Consider the following 20474-nt stretch of genomic DNA (forward strand, 5'->3'; position numbering starts at 1 on the left):
AAATCACATTATTTCGACACCACTATTTCCCCAGGCACTACACTGTAATTTCCCCGTCATATTCGCCTGAATCACACCGTTTCAGGCGAATTTCCCGACGCAGCAGCAAAAAATTGAGAAAAATTCAAACCGCCCTCAGCCCTTTATTCATGGGAAATTCAGCCGTTTCGCTTATCGCAAAATTACGGCATCAGGCCAACTCAGGGTTGTCTCAGATTCTGAGTATGTTAGGGTTATGCCCGTTAACAATTTACCATGGTAATCATATCGACATAAACAAATAACAGGACACTCTCTATTGCATGGCAATTAAATTAGAAGTGAAAAATCTTTATAAAATATTTGGCGAGCACCCGCAGCGCGCATTCAAATATATTGAGAAAGGCCTTTCGAAAGAGCAAATTCTGGAAAAAACCGGGCTATCGCTTGGCGTTAAAGACGCCAGTCTGGCCATTGAAGAAGGCGAGATTTTTGTCATCATGGGGTTATCCGGTTCGGGTAAATCCACTATGGTTCGCCTTCTCAATCGCCTGATTGAACCCACCCGCGGACAGGTGCTGATTGACGGCGTGGATATCGCCAGAATATCAGACGCAGAGCTTCGCGAGGTGCGCAGAAAGAAGATCGCAATGGTGTTTCAGTCATTCGCGCTGATGCCACACATGACGGTGCTGAATAATACCGCCTTCGGCATGGAATTAGCCGGTATGCCCGCTCAGGAACGTCAGGAAAAAGCCCTGGATGCCCTGCGTCAGGTGGGGCTCGAAAATTATGCTCACGCGTATCCGGATGAACTTTCCGGCGGGATGCGTCAGCGCGTCGGATTAGCCCGCGCGTTAGCCATTAATCCAGACATATTATTAATGGATGAAGCCTTCTCCGCCCTCGATCCGTTAATTCGCACCGAGATGCAGGATGAGCTGGTAAAATTACAGGCTAAACATCAGCGAACGATTGTCTTTATTTCCCACGATTTAGATGAAGCCATGCGTATTGGCGACCGTATTGCCATTATGCAAAACGGAGAGGTGGTGCAGGTCGGCACGCCGGATGAAATTCTCAATAATCCGGCGAATGATTACGTGCGCACCTTCTTCCGCGGCGTGGATATTAGCCAGGTGTTTAGCGCCAAAGATATTGCCCGCCGAACGCCGAACGGCATTATCCGTAAAACGCCAGGCTTCGGCCCGCGCTCCGCGCTTAAGCTGCTGCAGGACGAAGACCGTGAATATGGTTATCTGGTTGAACGCGGCAATAAGTTTGTCGGCGTTGTCTCCATCGACTCCCTGAAAACCGCGCTTAACGAAAGTCAGGGCATCGATGCGGCGTTAATTGACGCTCCGCTTGCCGTGGACGCCGAAACGCCGCTCAGCGAGTTGCTCTCTCACGTGGGCCAGGCGCCGTGCGCCGTGCCGGTCGTGGGGGAGGAACAACAGTACGTTGGCATCATCTCCAAACGGATGCTGCTGCAGGCTTTAGATCGCGAGGGGGCAAACAATGGCTGACCAAACTAACCCGTGGGGCACCGCTGAGGCAGCGGACGGCGCTGCGCAATCCGCCGACGCGTGGGGCTCCACACCTGCACCTGCCGACGGCGGCGGCGCGGACTGGCTGAACAGCGGGCCCGCGCCTGCGCCAGAACACTTCAACATCATGGATCCGTTTCATAAAACGCTGATCCCGCTGGACAGCTGGGTCACGGAGGGGATCGACTGGGTGGTCACCCACTTCCGCCCGGTCTTCCAGGGGATCCGCGTCCCGGTGGATTACATCCTGAACGGCTTCCAGCAGCTGATGCTCGGCATGCCTGCGCCGGTAGCCATTATCCTGTTCTCTCTGATCGCATGGCAGTTCGGCAGCGCGGGGATGGGCATCGCCACGCTGATCTCCCTGATCGCCATCGGCGCGATTGGCGCGTGGTCGCAGGCGATGATCACCCTGGCATTGGTGCTGACCGCCCTGCTCTTCTGCATCGTCATCGGGCTACCGATGGGGATCTGGCTGGCGCGCAGCCCGCGGGCGGCGAAGATTATTCGTCCCCTGCTGGATGCGATGCAGACCACGCCGGCGTTCGTCTATCTGGTGCCTATCGTGATGCTGTTCGGCATCGGTAACGTGCCGGGCGTGGTGGTGACCATTATCTTCGCCCTGCCGCCGATTATCCGTCTGACCATCCTGGGGATTAACCAGGTGCCGGCGGATCTGATTGAGGCCTCGCGCTCGTTCGGCGCCAGCCCGCGCCAGATGCTGTTTAAGGTTCAGCTTCCGCTGGCGATGCCGACCATTATGGCGGGCGTTAACCAGACGCTGATGCTGGCCCTGTCGATGGTGGTGATCGCCTCGATGATTGCCGTTGGCGGGTTAGGTCAGATGGTACTGCGCGGCATTGGCCGTCTCGACATGGGGCTGGCCACCGTCGGCGGCGTCGGGATTGTGATCCTCGCCATTATTCTTGACCGCCTGACCCAGGCTGTCGGTCGTGATTCACGCAGTCGCGGCAACCGTCGCTGGTACACCACCGGCCCTGTCGGGTTACTGACCCGCCCATTTACAAAATAAGGAACAACGATGCGACAGAGCGTACTTTTTGCTACCGCGTTTGCCACCCTTGTCTCCACCAGCGCGTTTGCCGCTGACCTGCCGGGCAAAGGCATTACCGTGCAGCCGGTGCAGAGCACCATTTCGGAAGAGAGCTTCCAGACCCTGATCGTCAGCCGCGCGCTGGAGAAGCTGGGCTATACGGTCAACACGCCGAGCGAAGTGGATTACAACGTGGGTTACACCTCGATTGCCTCCGGCGACGCTACCTTTACCGCCGTGAACTGGCAGCCGCTGCACGACGACATGTATGCCGCCGCCGGTGGGGATAAGAAATTCTATCGCGAAGGGACCTTCGTGACGGGTGCGGCTCAGGGTTATCTGATCGACAAGAAAACCGCGGATAAGTACCACATCACCAATATTGAGCAGCTGAAAGATCCGAAGATCGCCCGACTGTTCGACACCAACGGTGACGGCAAGGCCGACATGATGGGCTGCTCGCCGGGCTGGGGCTGTGAAGCGGTGATTAACCACCAGAACAAAGCCTTCGACCTGGCAAAGACCGTCGACGTAAGCCACGGCAACTACTCGGCGATGATGGCCGACACCATTGCCCGCTTTAAAGAGGGCAAGCCGGTGATCTACTACACCTGGACTCCGTACTGGGTGAGCGACGTGCTGAAGCCGGGTAAAGACGTGGTGTGGCTGCAGGTGCCGTTCTCCTCCCTGCCGGGCGAGCAGAAAGATATCGACACCAGGCTGCCGAACGGCATGAACTATGGCTTCCCGGTGAACACCATGCACATTGTGGCTAACAAAGCCTGGGCCGAGAAAAACCCGGCGGCGGCGAAGCTGTTCTCGGTGATGAAGCTGCCGCTGGCGGACATCAACGCCCAGAATGCGATGATGCACGCGGGCAAATCCTCTGAGACGGATGTCAAAGGCCACGTGGACGGCTGGATCAAAGCCCACCAGCAGCAGTTCGACGGCTGGGTAAAAGAGGCGCTTGAGGCGCAGAAGTAAAACCCCCCCTCACCCTAACCCTCTCCCCAAAGGGGAGAGGGAACTTTATACACCCTCTCCCCTTTGGGGAGAGGGCTGGGGTGAGGGGCATTAACCGCACAATCCAGCACGTAACAATCCCCCAACATTCACAATCATTGGTTATTATGGTTTCCGGAAAAATAATCACTTAACTAACGATTCCTGAAACCAATGACGAAAACAACTCAAGGGCTTAGCCCCGCACTTATCCTTTTAATGTCCGTGGCAACGGGTCTGGCGGTCGCCAGCAACTATTACGCGCAGCCTCTGCTCGACACTATCGCCCGCGCGTTCAATCTCTCTGCCAGCTCCGCTGGCTTCATCGTGACGGCAGCACAGCTTGGCTACGCCGCCGGGCTGCTGTTCCTGGTGCCGCTCGGCGATATGTTTGAGCGCCGGATGCTGATCGTTTCGATGACGCTTCTGGCGGCAGGCGGCATGCTGATCACCGCCAGCAGCCAGTCGCTGACGATGATGATCGTCGGTACCGCGCTAACGGGGCTTTTCTCCGTCGTCGCGCAAATCCTGGTGCCTCTCGCCGCAACGCTCGCCTCGCCGGAAAAACGCGGCAAGGTGGTCGGCACCATTATGAGCGGCCTGCTGCTCGGGATCCTACTGGCGCGTACCGTCGCGGGGCTGCTGGCAAGCCTCGGCGGCTGGCGCACCGTTTACTGGGTGGCGAGCGTATTGATGGTGGTGATGGCGCTGGCGCTGTGGCGCGGCCTGCCGAAGGTGAAGCAGGAGAACCACCTGAATTACCCGCAGCTTCTGGCCTCCGTGTTTAGCCTGTTCACGCAGGATAAACTGCTGCGCACCCGCGCCCTGCTGGGATGTTTAACCTTCGCTAACTTCAGCATTCTCTGGACGTCGATGGCGTTTCTGCTGGCCGCGCCGCCGTTCAATTATTCCGAAGGGGTGATTGGTCTGTTCGGCCTGGCCGGTGCTGCAGGCGCGCTGGGCGCTCGCCCGGCAGGCGGGCTGGCTGATAAAGGCAAATCGCACATGACCACGACAGCCGGACTGATTTTGCTCCTGCTCTCCTGGGCGGCCATCTGGTATGGGCACGTCTCGGTGCTGGCGCTGATCGTCGGTATTCTGGTGCTCGACCTCACCGTACAGGGCGTTCATATCACCAACCAGACCGTGATTTACCGCGTGAAGCCCGAGGCGCGTAACCGCCTCACGGCCGGTTACATGACCAGCTACTTCATTGGGGGTGCGGCGGGTTCGTTAATTTCAGCGTCGGCGTGGCAGCATGCCGGCTGGTCAGGCGTGTGCGGGATAGGGGCAATCGTCGCCGCGCTTAACCTGGTTGTATGGTGGCGCGGCTACCATCGTCAGGAAGCAATTCATTAAGTTTTACATTGCTTTGGGCCTCTTAGGGTGTAAAGGGGCCCGGCAGTCTGTTAATGTAAACGTAATCATTTATCCCAGAAATTTTAATGTGGGTGACATATCTACAATTGGCATGAATAGTTCAGACCCCCGTCCCCACATCCTCTCTTCAGCGGGTTTATACCCTACGCTTTCTGTGCTCACCGGGTCACGGACTTACCCGGCGCTTTCTGATGGTGGCATTCGTTTGGCGGATATAACCGCACAAATAATTCATTTACATTATTTGTCACCATCGTTACTATATCGGCTGTAATTAATGAGGTTATGCCCAAAATGGATAGTTCGTTTACGCCCATTGAACAAATGCTTAAATTCCGCGCCAGTCGTCATGAGGACTTCCCGTATCAGGAAATCCTGCTGACCCGCCTGTGCATGCACATGCAGGGTAAGCTGCTGGAAAATCGTAATAAAATGCTGAAAGCTCAAGGGATTAACGAGACGTTGTTTATGGCGTTGATTACGCTGGAGTCTCAGGAAAACCACAGCATTCAGCCTTCTGAGCTGAGCTGCGCGCTGGGATCGTCCCGTACCAATGCGACCCGTATTGCCGATGAGCTGGAAAAGCGCGGCTGGATTGAGCGCCGTGAAAGCGATAACGATCGCCGCTGCCTGCATCTGCAATTGACCGATAAAGGTCACCAGTTCCTGCGCGAGGTGCTGCCACCTCAGCACAATTGCCTGCACAAACTCTGGTCTGCCCTCAGCACCGCCGAGCGCGACCAGCTTGAGCACATCACTCGCAAGCTGCTCACCCGTCTGGACCAGATGGATGAAGAAGGCGCCGTTCTTGAGGCGCTGCGCTAACGCGACGACACGCTCAACAATCCAGATTTATAAAAGAAAACCGACAGGCCAGCACGTCACACTGCTGGCCTTTCTGACAACAGGTCGGCTCAGCCGATGTGAAAATAAGAAGATCGTGGAGAACAACAATGAGCGCAAATGCGGAGAGCACTACCCCGCAGCAACCGGCCAATAAGAAAGGCAAACGTAAAAGTGCCCTTCTTCTGTTGACCTTGCTCTTTATTATTATTGCCGTGGCATATGGGATCTATTGGTTTTTAGTATTGCGTCATGCAGAAGAGACTGACGACGCATACGTGGCAGGGAACCAGGTACAGATTATGGCGCAGGTGTCGGGCAGCGTGACGAAAGTCTGGGCTGACAATACCGACTTTGTGCAAAAAGGCGATGTGTTGGTGACCCTCGATCCGACCGACGCCCAGCAGGCTTTTGAGAAAGCCCAGACCGCGCTGGCCTCCAGCGTCCGTCAGACCCGCCAGCTGATGATCAACAGTAAACAGCTGCAGGCCAACATCGACGTGCAGAAAACCGCACTCGCTCAGGCGCAGAGCGACCTGAACCGCCGTGTACCGCTCGGCACCGCTAACCTGATTGGCCGTGAAGAGCTGCAGCACGCGCGCGACGCGGTTGCCAGCGCACAGGCACAGCTGGACGTGGCGATTCAACAGTACAACGCCAACCAGGCGATGGTGCTCGGCACCAGCCTCGAAAACCAGCCCGCCGTACAGCAGGCGGCGACCGAAGTACGCAACGCATGGCTTGCCCTGCAGCGTACTAAAATCGTCAGCCCGATGACCGGCTACGTCTCCCGCCGTTCCGTCCAGCCAGGGGCGCAGATTAGCCCAACCACGCCGCTGATGGCGGTTGTGCCGGCAGACAACCTGTGGGTAGACGCCAACTTTAAAGAGACGCAGCTTGCCCATATGCGTATCGGCCAGACCGCGACGGTCGTCAGCGACATCTACGGCGATGACGTGAAGTACACGGGGAAAGTGGTGGGTCTGGATATGGGGACCGGCAGCGCCTTCTCCCTGCTGCCTGCGCAAAACGCCACCGGTAACTGGATCAAAGTGGTTCAGCGTCTGCCCGTGCGTATCGAGCTGGATGCCAAACAGCTGGCGGATCACCCGCTGCGTATCGGCCTCTCAACGCTTGTGACGGTGGATACCGCCAACCGCGACGGTCAGATCCTCGCAAGCCAGGTGCGAAGCACGCCAGCTTATGAAAGTAACGCCCGTGAAATTAGCCTCGATCCGGTCAACAAGCTGATCGATGACATCGTGAAGGCAAACGCCGGTTAATCCGAAGGTGAGCGTTATGCAACAGCAAAAGCCGCAAAAACCGCTGGAAGGCGCGCAGCTGGTCATTATGACCATTGCGCTGTCGCTGGCGACATTCATGCAGGTGCTGGACTCCACCATCGCAAACGTGGCGATCCCAACCATCGCCGGTAACCTTGGCTCGTCGCTGAGCCAGGGGACCTGGGTCATTACTTCGTTTGGGGTGGCAAACGCCATCTCCATCCCTATCACCGGCTGGCTGGCGAAGCGCGTCGGTGAGGTGAAGCTGTTCCTCTGGTCCACGGTGGCGTTTGTTCTTGCCTCCTGGGCGTGCGGCATGTCCAGCAGCCTGACGATGCTGATTTTCTTCCGCGTCATTCAGGGGATTGTCGCCGGGCCGCTGATCCCCCTCTCGCAGAGTTTGCTGCTGAGCAACTACCCCCCTGCAAAACGTTCGGTCGCGCTGGCGCTGTGGTCTATGACCGTTATCGTCGCGCCTATCTGCGGACCGATTCTGGGCGGGTACATCAGCGATAATTATCACTGGGGCTGGATCTTCTTCATCAACGTACCGATTGGCGCCGTCGTGGTATTGATGACGCTGCAATCGCTGCGGGGACGAGAGACGCGGACCGAACAGCGACGTATCGACAGCATCGGGCTGGCGCTGCTGATCCTGGGCATCGGCAGCCTGCAGATCATGCTCGACCGCGGTAAAGAGCTCGACTGGTTCAACTCGCAGGAAATCATCATCCTGACCATTGTCGCGGTGGTGTCGATAAGCTTCCTGATTGTCTGGGAGCTGACGGACGACAACCCGATTGTCGATCTCTCGCTCTTCAAATCGCGAAACTTTACCATCGGCTGCCTGTGTATCAGCCTCGCCTATATGCTCTACTTCGGCGCGATTGTTCTGCTGCCGCAGCTGTTGCAGGAGGTGTATGGCTATACTGCGACCTGGGCGGGCCTGGCCTCGGCGCCCGTTGGGGTGATCCCGGTCCTGCTGTCGCCGATTATTGGCCGCTTCGCCCACAAGCTCGACATGCGTCGGCTGGTGACGTTCAGCTTCATTATGTACGCCGTGTGCTTCTACTGGCGCGCGTATACCTTTGAGCCGGGAATGGACTTTGGCGCCTCGGCGTGGCCGCAGTTCATTCAGGGCTTTGCGGTGGCGTGCTTCTTTATGCCGCTGACCACCATTACGCTCTCTGGGCTGCCGCCTGAGCGTCTGGCGGCGGCGTCGAGCCTGTCGAACTTCACCCGTACGCTGGCGGGCTCCATCGGGACGTCAATCACCACCACCCTGTGGACCAACCGTGAATCGATGCACCACGCTCAGCTGACCGAAGCGGTGAACCCGTACAATCCGAATGCCCAGCAGATGTACAGTCAGCTTCAGGGCATGGGGATGACGGAGCAGCAGGCATCCGGCTGGATTGCCCAGCAGATCACCAACCAGGGGCTGATTATCTCGGCAAACGAGATTTTCTGGATATCGGCGGGGATCTTCATCGTCCTGCTGGGGCTGGTGTGGTTTGCCAGACCGCCGTTTGGCGCCGGCGGTGGCGGCGGTGGCGCGCACTAATTCGTGTTGTCCAGTACGCGACAGCGATTGTCAGTTTCGATAAAGCAGCGCTCCTGAAATCAATTCACGATAGTGAAAAGACAACAGGAGCGCATCATGCTGAGCACACCCGCCGACAAATACCAGCCTTATCCCACCGTTTCATTGCCCGACCGCCGCTGGCCGGAGCAGACCATCACCCGCGCGCCGCGCTGGCTCTCGACCGACTTACGCGACGGCAACCAGGCGCTTGCCGAGCCGATGGACAGCGCGCGCAAGCTGCAGTTTTGGGATCTGCTGCTGGGCTGCGGATTTAAAGAGATTGAGGTCGCCTTCCCGTCCGCCTCGCAAACCGACTTCAACTTTGTCCGCCAGCTTATCGAAGAGAACCGCATCCCGGATGACGTCACGATTCAGGTGTTAACTCAGGCGCGGGAAGATCTCATTCATCGCACTTTCGAATCCCTGCGCGGCGCAAAGCAGGCCACCGTCCATCTCTATAACGCCACCGCCCCGCTGTTCCGCCGCCTGGTGTTCGGCATGGAGAAAGCGCAGATCGTCGAGCTGGCCACCCGCGCCACGCGGCTTATCCGCCAGCTGTGTGAAGAGAATCCTGAAACCCGCTGGCAGTACGAGTACTCCCCGGAAACCTTCTGCTTTACCGAGCCGGAGTTTGCGCTGGAGATTTGTGAAGCCGTGGCGGAGATCTGGCAGCCGTGCGACGCGCGGCCCATGGTGATCAACTTACCCGCTACCGTCGAGGTCAACACGCCCAACGTCTACGCCGACCAGATCGAGTATTTCTGCCGCCACTTTAGCCGCCGCCGCGACGTGTGCATCAGCGTGCATCCGCATAACGACCGCGGCACCGGCGTCGCCAGCGCCGAGCTGGCCGTGATGGCGGGCGCGGACCGCGTGGAGGGCTGCCTGTTCGGCAACGGCGAGCGCACGGGCAACGTCTGTCTGGTGACGCTGGCGATGAATCTCTACAGCCAGGGCATTAGCCCGAACCTGGACTTTAGCGACATGAACCGGGTGGTCGAAGTGGTGGAAGCCTGCAATCAGCTGCCGGTGCACCCGCGCCATCCGTGGGCGGGACGGCTGGCCTATACAGCCTTCTCCGGCTCGCACCAGGATGCCATCAAGAAAGGCTTTGATGCCCGCAGGCCTGGCGATCGCTGGGAGATGCCCTATCTGCCCGTCGATCCGCAGGATATCGGCTGCACCTACGAAGCGGTGATCCGCGTAAACAGCCAGTCGGGGAAAAGCGGCAGCGCGTGGCTTATCGAGCAAAATCATGGGCTGAAACTGCCCCGTGCCCTGCAGCAGGATTTCAGCCAGCACGTGCAGCAGGAAACCGATCGCCACGGAAAAGAGATGACGCAGAACGCGCTGTGGCAGCTGTTCCGCACCCGCTATGGGCTGGTAACCACGCCGCAGCTGGCGCTGCAATCCTACCGCAGCGACGGCCAGCAGGATGGGCAACTGCGGCTGACGGCAAGCATCTATACGCAGGGGGGAACGCGCCAGCTTGAAGGTCAGGGCAACGGGCTGCTTTCCGCTGCCGCGCAGGGTTTGAGCCGCTGGGTCAACGCGCCGTTTGTGATTAAGGACTATCACGAGCATACGTTAGGCGAACGCAGCGACAGCCGCTCGGTGGCGTATATTCGCTGCCTGTTCCAGGACGGAACCAGCAGCTGGGGCGTGGGCATTGACAGCGACGTGGCGCGCGCGTCGCTTCAGGCGCTGCTTAACGCGGTCAGTCGTTCTTAAAGTAATCGCTGGGGGAGACGCCCATCGCCCGGCGGAACATCGCGGTAAAGGCGCTGTGGCTACCATAACCCAGGTCCAGCGCCACGCGCAGCACCGGCTGGCCCTGCGCCAGCCGCACTAAGGCTTCCAGCAGGCGCGCCCTTCTCACCCATTCTCCGTAGCTTAACCCGGTCTGATGCTGAAAATGGCGGTTCAGCGTGCGCTCGCTCATGTTCGTCATGCTAGCGGCCTGCGCGCTGCTCCAGCTTTCCCCCGCGTTTTGCCGGATTTGCAGACACAGGTGACGTAACGCCTCACTTTCCGGCTCCGGCAGATGAAACGGCAGCACCGGCATAATGCGAATTTCATCCAGAATGAGTTCATATACGCGCTCGTCACGGCTTCCCGGCGAGTACGACTCCGGCAGCGTCAGGGAGGTAAGGATCAGCTCGCGCAACAGCGGGGAGATCTGCACGATCTGGCAGGTCGCCGGGAGATCGGCCCGCGCCAGCGGATCGATAAACAGCGTGCGGGCTGCAACGTTGCCGGTGATGCGAAGCGAGTGCTGCGTTCCCGCAGGTAGCCAGACGCCGCGCCCGGGCGGCACTACCCAGCAGCCGGATGCGGTATCGACCCGCACGACGCCCGTCAGGCTGTGCAGCAGCTGCGCGCAGTCGTGCTCATGCCACGGCTCGCTGTCGCCGTGAACGTAATCATGGGCAAACGGAACGAGGGGACGATGGGTAAAGGAGAAGGTTGCGGTTGTGGTCATGGGGTTAAACCACCCTCACCCTACCCTCTCCCTGAGGGAGAGGGAAAAGATGTACTAGATGTGCAGTTCCTGCAGTTTTTCTTTTGGCAGGGCCAGCTCTTCGTTGCTGTTTACGCGAACGTCACGCTCGATGATGTGACGGGCGATTTCCTGCGCTTCTTCCAGAGAGTGCATCTGGTAAGTTCCGCACTGGTAAACGTTCAACTCAGGGATCTGGTTCTGCTCTTTCACCTTCAGCACGTCTTCCATCGCCGCTTTCCACGCATCGGCGACGCGTTTCTCTTCCGGCTGACCAATCAGGCTCATGTAGAAGCCGGTACGGCAGCCCATCGGAGAGATGTCGATGATCTCAACGCCGTTGCCGTTCAGGTGGTCACGCATGAAACCGGCGAACAGGTGTTCCAGGGTGTGAATGCCTTTCTCCGGCATCACTTCTTTATTCGGCACGCAGAAGCGCAGATCGAAGACGGTGATCGTGTCGCCGTGCGGGGTGTGCATGGTCTTCGCCACGCGGACTGCAGGTGCTTCCATACGGGTATGGTCGACAGTAAAGCTATCTAATAACGGCATACGTCACCTCCGATAGTGATTTTTTTTAAAATAAACTGAACTCTTCTACAGAATGCACGTCTGAGTATATGAAAGACGCGCATTTGTTATCATCATCCCTGAATTCAGAGATGTATATTTTGGCCACAGCGATGTGGCCTTTTTCTTTTCTGCTTAAGCCTGCTTCGCCAGAAACGCCTCAAACGACTCCGTATCCGCCGCTTCAACCTCTTTCTGACGCACCACGGACGCATCGCGCTCCGCGACAAAATCCGCCTCGCTCAGGATTTCTAACGGCTCCTGCATCAGGATCTCACGGTACTCCGCTGAGAGTGAACGCCCCGTGCCGCCAATCCCCTGCTCGATCATTGAGCGCAGAATGCGCGCAGAGAACGTCAGTTCCGGGTTATCAAAGCATTCCACCAGCTGGTCGCAAATCCGTTGATACGCGTCGCCGCCGTCGATGCTGTCCATTGTCCGGGCAACACGCTTCAGGTCACGGAACAGATCCTTACCCACCTTAGCCAGCGGGAACTGCGCCGTTTCACAGCCAATGCCCAGCGTCAGACCCGGTTTACGGCCTTCCAGAATCACGCGATTCCAGTTCGTGCGCGTACAGAGCAGCTCGTCTGAACTCATTTCCGGCGCATCCGCCAGCGCGCACCAGACCATAAACAGATCCAGGAAGCGAACCTGCTGTTCGTCAACGCCAATCGGTGAGAACGGGTTGATGTCCAGCGAGCGCACTTCAATGTATTCAATGCCGCCGCGCTGCAGCGCATCCGACGGCGTTTCGCCGCTGCGCGTTACGCGCTTCGGACGAATTGGCGCATACAGTTCGTTTTCGATCTGCAGTACGTTACTGTTGATTTGCAGGCGCTTTCCGTCTTTTTCGAGGCCGATTTTCGCGTACTCTTCCGACGGAGTTTTAATCGCCCGCTTCAATCCTGCCACATATTCGTGCAATTCGTTAAACGTAATACCGAGATTGCTTTGCGATTTATTGGTATAGCCCAAATCGCTCATGCGCAGAGAAGTCGCGTACGGGAGATAGTACATTCCGCACTCCGTCTTTTCGAACGGCAGCGTGGTCGGTTTCCCCTGCAGGAACGATGAGCAAATGGCAGGCGATGCGCCAAACAGATACGGAATCACCCAGCCGAAACGGTAATAGTTGCGGATCAGACGGAAATAACCGGCGGAGATCGCTTCTTTATCCGTTTCTCCCCCCTTCGCCTGCCAGAACGCCATCGGCAAAGAGAAATTGTAGTGTACGCCAGAGATCGTCTGCATGAGTGCGCCGTAGCGATTTTTCAGACCTTCGCGATAGAGCGTTTTCAGCCGGCCAATGTTTGACGTGCCGTACTGCGCCAGCTCAATCTCCTGGCCCTGCTCGATATAGCACGGCATGCTGAGCGGCCACATACGCTCATCGCCGAGATTGCGCGCGGTGTAGCGATGGATGTCGCGCAGGATCGTCAGCATATGATCGATATCGCCGTCCACCGGCGTAATGAACTCCAGCAGCGCTTCAGCGAAATCGGTTGTGATCCATTTATGTGTCAGCGCCGAGCCTAACGCCTTCGGGTGACCCGTAGTCGCTAAGCTACCGTCCGCGTTAACGCGCAGCGTTTCACGCTCAAGACCACGCTGAATACCCTTCAGAGCCTGAGGGTGGTTTTCCAGCCAGGCCAGCGCCTGAGATACGTCCGGGATCAAATTGACCTCCCGCCTGTCAAAGTAATGTTACTCAGCATAATTGTAATGGTTGACGATTGAAGGTCGCGTATTCATTCCACCAATTAGTGCCACCACGTCATACCCTGTAGTGTTGCCCACGCCACGAGAACATAGCGCAACGCCTTGCCAAGGCACAAAAAAAAGAGCACCGGTCCCCAGGAGATGCGCATCCATCCCGCCAACAGACACAGTAAATCGCCTATTACAGGCATCCAGCTTAATAACAGCGTGGCAGCGCCATAGCGTTTTAGCCAGCCGACTGCCTTTTCCTGCCAGCGCGATTTTTCGCGCAGCGGAAAGAAACGCCCAAGAATAACGTTAGTCAGCCCTCCAAGGCTATTACCCATTGTTGCTATTAATACAAGCAGCCAGGGCTGACTAACGCCGGACAACAGCATCGCCACCAGCACCACTTCCGAATTTCCCGGTAACAGCGTGGCGCTTAGAAAACTGCTGGCGAATAATGAGGCGAGTGACAGCGCGTCACTCACAGTAAGCGCACATCCACCGCATCCATTCCGGCATCACGCGCGGCCTGAATACCGAAATCGGCATCTTCAAACACGACGCATTTTGCCGCCGGGACGCCCATTAATTCTGCGCAGAGCAGGAAGGTGTCCGGTGCGGGCTTGTGATTTTTAACATGATCGGCGGCCACTACGGCAAAAAAATAGTGGCGCAGGCCAAGATGGTTGAGCAACGCTTCTGCTATCGCGCTCTCGCTGCCCGTCCCGACAGACATCGGGCGACGCCCGTGCCACTCTTTTACCACATCAATCAGTGGCAGAGGGCGTACGGTATCTAAAAGCATGGCTTTTACCGCATCGGTTTTTTCACGCGCGAGAAAGTGTGGGTCGAGATCGGCCTGATTCAGTTCAATCACGGCCTGCGCAATACGCCAGGTTGGGGATCCGTTGAGGGCAATCATCGCCTGAAGGTCGAAACGCATGCCGTAGCGGCCAAGGACCTCGGTCCAGGCTTGACGATGCGTGGGTTCAGTATCGAGGATGGTGCCATCCATGTCGAAGATCAAACCGTCATACTGTGCGTACATCGTGCTCTCGCTAAACGATTAACAAAGCATTACTTTATCGTAAAAGGTGGTTTTTGTCGCTGATTGAGAAGTGATAACTACGAGAGTGATTAAGAACTAAACATCGAAGGGAATAACAGAAGGGATGGTGCATCCGGGAGGATTCGAACCTCCGACCGCTCGGTTCGTAGCCGAGTACTCTATCCAGCTGAGCTACGGATGCATCAGGGAAAGCTTTTAGAAACAGTAAATGGTGCATCCGGGAGGATTACTCGGCTGCGCCTCGCCCTTCGGGCCGTTGCTAAAGCAACGTTATCCTCCCTGGTGCTTGCGATTAACTCGCAGACCTTAAAACAACAGCATCGCTGTTATCTCGGAGAATATGGTGCATCCGGGAGGATTCGAACCTCCGACCGCTCGGTTCGTAGCCGAGTACTCTATCCAGCTGAGCTACGGATGCATCGGGATTTACTGCTGTACTGCTCGATACTCATATCGCTTCAAAAGCAATATGAAGTAATAAATGGTGCATCCGGGAGGATTCGAACCTCCGACCGCTCGGTTCGTAGCCGAGTACTCTATCCAGCTGAGCTACGGATGCATCGGGATTTACTACTGTACTGCTCGATATTCATATCACTTCGAAAGCAATATGAAGTAATAGATGGTGCATCCGGGAGGATTCGAACCTCCGACCGCTCGGTTCGTAGCCGAGTACTCTATCCAGCTGAGCTACGGATGCAAAATGGCGGTGAGGCGGGGATTCGAACCCCGGATGCAGCTTTTGACCGCATACTCCCTTAGCAGGGGAGCGCCTTCAGCCTCTCGGCCACCTCACCACACAACGCCTCTTTCGAGTGCTTCGAGTTACTCGTTAAGAGCTTCTCGTCGCTGCGTGGCGCATATATTACTTTCTGGGACTTATAAGTCAAACAATTTTCCAAAAGCTTTTATCGTTTGCACAAATCACACGCAATTCGCATGTAAAAGCCGCAAAGAGGGTGTTTTATAAGCGGATTTTGCAGGCAACACCACAGAAAACATCTGTCGAAATAGCGGTATTGAGACGAGTAAAGAGTAACGGAGTGGTTAAAAAGAGAGCGATTGAAATTAAACGGTAACTTTGAGCAGGAAAAATAGCGGGAGGGTTGCGTCTCGCCCGACAGCGAGACGCGACAATATCAGTAACTGGACTGCTGGGATTTTTCAGCCTGGATACGCTGGTAGATCTCTTCACGGTGGACAGATACTTCTTTAGGAGCGTTAACACCAATACGTACCTGGTTACCCTTTACCCCTAAAACTGTCACGGTGACCTCATCCCCAATCATGAGGGTCTCACCAACTCGACGAGTCAGAATCAGCATTCTTTGCTCCTTGAAAGATTAAAAGAGTCGGGTCTCTTGTATCCCGGCATTATCCATCATATAACGCCAAAAAGTAAGCGATGACAAACACGTAAAGTGTAAGCAGTCACGGCATCACATTCTGTTAAACGTAAGTTTAGCCGATATACACAAACTCAACCTGACTTTATCGTTATCGATAGCACAGTGAACAAGACGCCATAACGTTACCGCTATGGCGTCTGATTGTGCTTTGTAGTTATTACAGTTTCGCGCTCACCCAGCTTTCAACGCTGGCTAATGCTGCAGGAAGTGCCGCCGCATCCGTACCACCGGCTTGCGCCATGTCCGGACGACCGCCACCCTTACCGCCCACCTGCTGGGCGACCATACCAATCAGTTCCCCTGCTTTAACGCGGTCGGTCACATCCTTAGAGACGCCCGCAATCAGAGAAACCTTACCTTCTGCTACCGTCGCCAGCACGATAACCGTAGAACCAAGCTGGTTTTTCAGATCGTCGACCATAGTACGCAGCATCTTAGGCTCAACGCCCGCCAGATCGCTGACCAGCAGTTTGACGCCCTTAATGTCTACCGCCTTGCTGGAGAGGTTTGCACTCTCCTGCGCCGCAGCCTGTTCTTTCAGCTGCTGGAGTTCTTTTTCCAGCTGACGGGTACGATCCAGCGCAACGCGCACTTTCTCGCCCAGGTTCTGGCTATCGCCTTTCAGCAACTGCGCGATGTCGTGCAGCTGATCGCTCTGCGCATGCAGGCTGGCGATTGCGCCTTCACCGGTCACCGCTTCAATACGACGCACACCTGCCGCCGTACCGGATTCAGAAACGATGCGGAACAGGCCGATGTCACCGGTGCGCGAGGCGTGAGTACCGCCACACAGTTCGGTAGAGAAATCGCCCATGCTCAGCACGCGAACGCGCTCGTCATATTTCTCGCCAAACAGCGCCATCGCACCTTTTTTCTTCGCGTCCTCAAGATCCATGATGTGGGTCTCAATTGGCAGGTTACGACGGATCTGCGCGTTCACCAGGTCTTCCACCGCGCGGATTTCAGACGGCTTCATCGCTTCAAAATGCGAGAAGTCGAAGCGCAGCACTTTATCGTTAACCAGAGAGCCTTTCTGAGCAACGTGGGTACCCAGCACGTCGCGCAGGGCTGCGTGCATCAGGTGGGTTGCTGAGTGGTTCAGACGAATGCGTGCACGGCGTGCTTCATCAACGTTAGCCTGTACGCCCTCGCCCACTTTCAGAGAACCGGAAACCAGTTTGCCCTGGTGACCAATCGCCTGACCGTATTTCTGGGTGTCGCTTACGCTAAAGCTAAAGCCGTTACCTTTCAGTTCGCCTTTATCGCCAACCTGACCGCCAGATTCCGCATAGAACGGGGTTTTGTCCAGAATGACGACAGCTTCCTGGCCCGCGCTGATGCTGTCTACGGCTTTACCGTCAACAAACAGGGCGGTTACTTTGCCGGTCAGTTCCAGCGCTTCATAACCTTTGAATTCAGACGCGCTATCAACGCGGATCATCGCGTTGTAGTCGGCACCGAAACCGCTGGATTCACGCGCACGACGACGCTGCTCTTCCATCGCGGCTTCAAAACCGGCTTCATCAACCTTGATGTTGCGCTCGCGGCAAACGTCCGCCGTCAGGTCAACCGGGAAGCCGTAGGTGTCGTACAGGCGGAAAGCAGTTTCGCCATCCAGCGTGTCGCCCTTAAGCTTCGCCAGCTCTTCGTCCAGCAGCGCCAGACCACGCTCCAGCGTACGGGCAAACTGCTCTTCTTCGGTTTTCAGAACCTGCTCAACCTGCGCCTGCTGGCGTTTCAGCTCGTCACCGGCTGAACCCATCACGCCAATCAGTGGCCCAACGAGTTTATAGAAGAAGGTGTCCTTCGCGCCCAGCATGTTGCCGTGACGGATCGCACGGCGAATGATGCGACGCAGCACGTAGCCACGGTTTTCATTCGACGGAATGACGCCGTCAGCAATCAGGAACGCACAGGAACGAATATGGTCTGCAATAACGCGCAGCGATTTGTTGTTCAGATCGGTCGCGCCGGTCACTTCTGCAACGGCTTTGATCAGGGTGCTGAACAGGTCAATCTCGTAGTTGGAGTTAACGTGCTGCAGAACCGCGGCGATACGCTCCAGGCCCATACCGGTATCAACGGACGGCTTCGGCAGCGGCTCCATGGTGCCGTCAGCCTGACGGTTGAACTGCATGAAGACGATGTTCCAGATCTCAATATAGCGATCGCCGTCTTCTTCCGGGCTGCCTGGAGGGCCACCCCAGATGTGGTCGCCGTGATCGTAGAAGATCTCGGTGCACGGACCGCAAGGACCGGTATCACCCATCTGCCAGAAGTTATCAGACGCGTATGGCGCGCCTTTGTTATCGCCGATGCGAATAATACGCTCGCGCGGGATACCCACTTCTTTTTCCCAGATTTCAAACGCTTCGTCATCGGTTTCGTAGACGGTCACCCACAGACGCTCTTTCGGCAGGTTGAACCAGTTTTCACCGGTCAGCAGTTCCCACGCGTATTGAATGGCATCGTGTTTGAAGTAGTCGCCGAAGCTGAAGTTACCCAGCATTTCGAAGAAGGTGTGGTGGCGCGCGGTGTAACCGACGTTTTCCAGGTCGTTGTGTTTACCGCCCGCACGCACGCAACGCTGTGAGGTTGTGGCGCGGGAATAATTACGCTTGTCGAGACCAAGGAACACATCCTTGAACTGGTTCATCCCGGCGTTGGTAAACAGTAAAGTCGGGTCGTTGTTCGGTACCAGGGAGCTGCTGGCAACAACCTGGTGTCCCTTACTATGGAAAAAATCGAGAAACGCCTGACGGATCTCAGCGGTGCTCTTGCTCATAATTATCCTGAAATCAAGCTAACGAAATGTCGTAGCCAGCCTGTATCGGTAAACCGTTGGACAGACCAGCTACTGGAAAAAGTGGGAATAAGATAAGTTTTCTTTAGTGGGAAGTAAAATCCCGCATGCGTTCAATCGGCAAAATTACGCCAGATATCCTGAATATCTTCCATCAGAAAGCCGCGGTAGAGCAAAAAGCGCTGGATTTTGACTTTTTCTGAAAATTCACGCGGCAGCGGTTCGCCGTATTTACGAATAGCCTGCTCTTTTGCCAGCTCGCACCAGTCGGTGTCGCTTTCGCGCATCGCTTTTTCGATGGATTCCCTGGCTACCCCTTTCTGGTTCAGCTCCTGGCGGATGCGCGCAGGGCCGTAGCCCTTGCGGCCGCGGCTGGCGAGAAAACGCGAGGCAAAGCGGTCATCGTCCAGGTAATGATGCTCATAGCACCAAGCCACCACGCGGTCGTAGTCTTCCGCAGTGGCATCAATCTCTTCCGGCCCGTTTTTACTCATGACGGGCGCTGACAGCTTCCGCCGCAGCTCCTGTTCACTGTGGTCGCGCACGGCGAGAATGCGTACCGCACGATCCAGCAAGCGCGCGTAGGCGGGTCGGCGTGATGTCGGTTCACTCATAAAAAACCTGCAGAATCAGAAATGCAAAAAGGGCCGCGTCAGCAGCCCTTCATCTTTACACGAGAAACTTAAAAGTCTTCGTTGGTTTCTTCAGCATCCGCGGCATCCACCACGAAATCAGGTTTGGAGTCCTGGTTGTTCAGCAGAAGCTCACGCACCTTCTTCTCAATCTCTTTCGCCGCAGCCGGGTTCTCTTTCAGCCAGGAGATAGCATTCGCTTTACCCTGACCAATCTTGTCACCGTTGTAGCTGTACCAGGCGCCCGCTTTTTCAATCAGCTTCTCTTTCACGCCCAGGTCAACCAGCTCGCCGAGGAAGTTGATGCCTTCGCCGTAGAGGATCTGGAATTCAGCCTGTTTGAACGGTGCTGCGATTTTGTTCTTCACAACCTTCACGCGGGTTTCGCTACCGACCACGTTCTCGCCCTCTTTTACCGCGCCGATACGGCGGATATCCAGACGGACAGAAGCGTAGAATTTCAGCGCGTTACCACCGGTGGTAGTTTCCGGGTTACCGAACATCACACCAATTTTCATACGGATCTGGTTGATGAAGATCAGCAACGTGTTGGACTGCTTCAGGTTACCGGCCAGCTTACGCATCGCCTGGCTCATCATACGTGCCGCGAGGCCCATGTGAGAGTCACCGATTTCACCTTCGATTTCCGCTTTTGGCGTCAGCGCCGCAACGGAGTCGACGATGATCACGTCAACCGCACCGGAGCGTGCCAGCGCGTCACAAATTTCCAGCGCCTGCTCACCGGTGTCCGGCTGGGAACACAGCAGGTTGTCGATATCAACGCCCAGCTTACGGGCATACACTGGATCCAGCGCGTGCTCGGCATCGATAAACGCACAGGTTTTACCTTCGCGCTGCGCCGCTGCAACAACCTGCAGGGTCAGAGTCGTTTTACCTGAGGATTCCGGACCGTAGATTTCTACGATACGGCCCATCGGCAAACCGCCCGCGCCCAGTGCGATATCCAGAGAAAGCGAACCGGTGGAGATAGTTTCCACATCCATGGAACGGTCTTCACCCAGGCGCATGATGGAGCCTTTACCGAATTGCTTTTCGATCTGGCCCAGTGCTGCCGCCAACGCTTTCTGTTTGTTTTCGTCGATAGCCATTA

At 56.4% G+C, this 20474-nt stretch carries 17 protein-coding genes and 5 tRNA genes; 8 read left to right on the plus strand and 14 right to left on the minus strand.

From position 1 onward, the window contains the following. Positions 1-302 precede the first annotated feature (302 nt). The 8 genes from proV to leuA all read left to right on the plus strand — a co-directional run bounded on the left by proV (position 303) and on the right by leuA (position 10404). Positions 303-1505 (plus strand): glycine betaine/L-proline ABC transporter ATP-binding protein ProV, encoded by a 1203-nt coding sequence (gene proV, locus UTO39_RS05450; protein ID WP_320726676.1) that lies wholly within the window; start codon positions 303-305, stop codon positions 1503-1505. Further along, positions 1498-2559: a glycine betaine/L-proline ABC transporter permease ProW gene (gene proW / locus UTO39_RS05455; protein ID WP_320726677.1), complete on the plus strand. Its 1062-nt coding sequence runs from the start codon at positions 1498-1500 to the stop codon at positions 2557-2559. Before proV ends, proW begins: the two co-directional genes overlap by 8 nt. Before the next feature lie 9 nt (positions 2560-2568). Further along, positions 2569-3564, plus strand: coding sequence for a glycine betaine/L-proline ABC transporter substrate-binding protein ProX (gene proX, locus UTO39_RS05460; RefSeq protein ID WP_320726678.1), 996 nt, complete (start codon positions 2569-2571; stop codon positions 3562-3564). Positions 3565-3756: 192 nt separating this feature from the next. Further along, the gene (locus tag UTO39_RS05465) at positions 3757-4941 is read left to right on the plus strand and encodes an MFS transporter (protein WP_151412884.1); all 1185 of its coding nucleotides are present in this window, start codon (positions 3757-3759) and stop codon (positions 4939-4941) included. 315 nt (positions 4942-5256) lie between these two features. Beyond that, the gene (mprA, locus tag UTO39_RS05470; RefSeq protein ID WP_061099626.1) at positions 5257-5787 is read left to right on the plus strand and encodes a transcriptional repressor MprA; all 531 of its coding nucleotides are present in this window, start codon (positions 5257-5259) and stop codon (positions 5785-5787) included. 128 nt (positions 5788-5915) lie between these two features. Then, positions 5916-7088 carry a multidrug efflux MFS transporter periplasmic adaptor subunit EmrA gene (gene emrA / locus UTO39_RS05475; RefSeq protein ID WP_061097297.1) on the plus strand — a complete coding sequence of 391 codons (1173 nt, stop codon included), beginning with the start codon at positions 5916-5918 and terminating at the stop codon, positions 7086-7088. 16 nt (positions 7089-7104) lie between these two features. Next, positions 7105-8652 carry a multidrug efflux MFS transporter permease subunit EmrB gene (emrB, locus tag UTO39_RS05480; RefSeq protein ID WP_028014182.1) on the plus strand — a complete coding sequence of 516 codons (1548 nt, stop codon included), beginning with the start codon at positions 7105-7107 and terminating at the stop codon, positions 8650-8652. Positions 8653-8748: 96 nt separating this feature from the next. Then, positions 8749-10404, plus strand: coding sequence for a 2-isopropylmalate synthase (leuA, locus tag UTO39_RS05485; RefSeq protein ID WP_320726679.1), 1656 nt, complete (start codon positions 8749-8751; stop codon positions 10402-10404). On the opposite strand, the gene UTO39_RS05490 is transcribed toward leuA, so the two are convergent. The 14 genes from UTO39_RS05490 to recA form a co-directional block, all read right to left on the minus strand. After that, positions 10391-11155, minus strand: a complete 765-nt coding sequence (locus UTO39_RS05490; protein WP_320726680.1) for a helix-turn-helix transcriptional regulator — start codon at positions 11153-11155, stop codon at positions 10391-10393. The two genes, leuA and UTO39_RS05490, sit on opposite strands and share 14 nt — an antisense overlap. A gap of 54 nt (positions 11156-11209) precedes the next feature. Continuing rightward, positions 11210-11725, minus strand: coding sequence for an S-ribosylhomocysteine lyase (luxS, locus tag UTO39_RS05495; protein ID WP_008499539.1), 516 nt, complete (start codon positions 11723-11725; stop codon positions 11210-11212). Positions 11726-11878: 153 nt separating this feature from the next. Next, on the minus strand, positions 11879-13423 hold the full coding sequence (gene gshA / locus UTO39_RS05500) for a glutamate--cysteine ligase (RefSeq protein ID WP_320726681.1): 1545 nt from the start codon (positions 13421-13423) through the stop codon (positions 11879-11881). Between the two features lie 83 nt (positions 13424-13506). Continuing rightward, complete coding sequence (locus UTO39_RS05505) at positions 13507-13935, minus strand: YqaA family protein (protein ID WP_008499541.1); 429 nt, start codon at positions 13933-13935, stop codon at positions 13507-13509. Next, positions 13932-14498: a fructose-1-phosphate/6-phosphogluconate phosphatase gene (gene yqaB / locus UTO39_RS05510; RefSeq protein WP_320726682.1), complete on the minus strand. Its 567-nt coding sequence runs from the start codon at positions 14496-14498 to the stop codon at positions 13932-13934. The genes UTO39_RS05505 and yqaB overlap by 4 nt, the downstream gene beginning before the upstream one ends. 125 nt (positions 14499-14623) lie before the next feature. After that, a tRNA-Arg gene (locus UTO39_RS05515) sits at positions 14624-14700 on the minus strand. A 160-nt stretch (positions 14701-14860) separates the two neighbouring features. After that, positions 14861-14937: transfer RNA gene (locus tag UTO39_RS05520), tRNA-Arg, on the minus strand. A 64-nt stretch (positions 14938-15001) separates the two neighbouring features. Then, positions 15002-15078 (minus strand) — tRNA-Arg (locus UTO39_RS05525). A gap of 64 nt (positions 15079-15142) precedes the next feature. After that, positions 15143-15219, minus strand: a tRNA-Arg gene (locus tag UTO39_RS05530). Between the two features lie 4 nt (positions 15220-15223). Then, positions 15224-15316, minus strand: a tRNA-Ser gene (locus UTO39_RS05535). A 342-nt stretch (positions 15317-15658) separates the two neighbouring features. Then, the gene (gene csrA / locus UTO39_RS05540) at positions 15659-15844 is read right to left on the minus strand and encodes a carbon storage regulator CsrA (RefSeq protein ID WP_000906486.1); all 186 of its coding nucleotides are present in this window, start codon (positions 15842-15844) and stop codon (positions 15659-15661) included. 241 nt (positions 15845-16085) lie between these two features. Further along, entirely contained in the window at positions 16086-18713 is a 2628-nt protein-coding gene (gene alaS / locus UTO39_RS05545) for an alanine--tRNA ligase (RefSeq protein ID WP_048957171.1), read from the minus strand. A 131-nt stretch (positions 18714-18844) separates the two neighbouring features. Then, complete coding sequence (recX, locus tag UTO39_RS05550) at positions 18845-19345, minus strand: recombination regulator RecX (RefSeq protein ID WP_028014188.1); 501 nt, start codon at positions 19343-19345, stop codon at positions 18845-18847. 68 nt (positions 19346-19413) lie between these two features. After that, on the minus strand, positions 19414-20472 hold the full coding sequence (recA, locus tag UTO39_RS05555) for a recombinase RecA (protein ID WP_028014189.1): 1059 nt from the start codon (positions 20470-20472) through the stop codon (positions 19414-19416). Between the last annotated feature and the right edge of the window lie 2 nt (positions 20473-20474).

The organism is Enterobacter sp. 118C5 (assembly GCF_034107645.1).
Lineage (GTDB): Bacteria > Pseudomonadota > Gammaproteobacteria > Enterobacterales > Enterobacteriaceae > Enterobacter > Enterobacter nematophilus.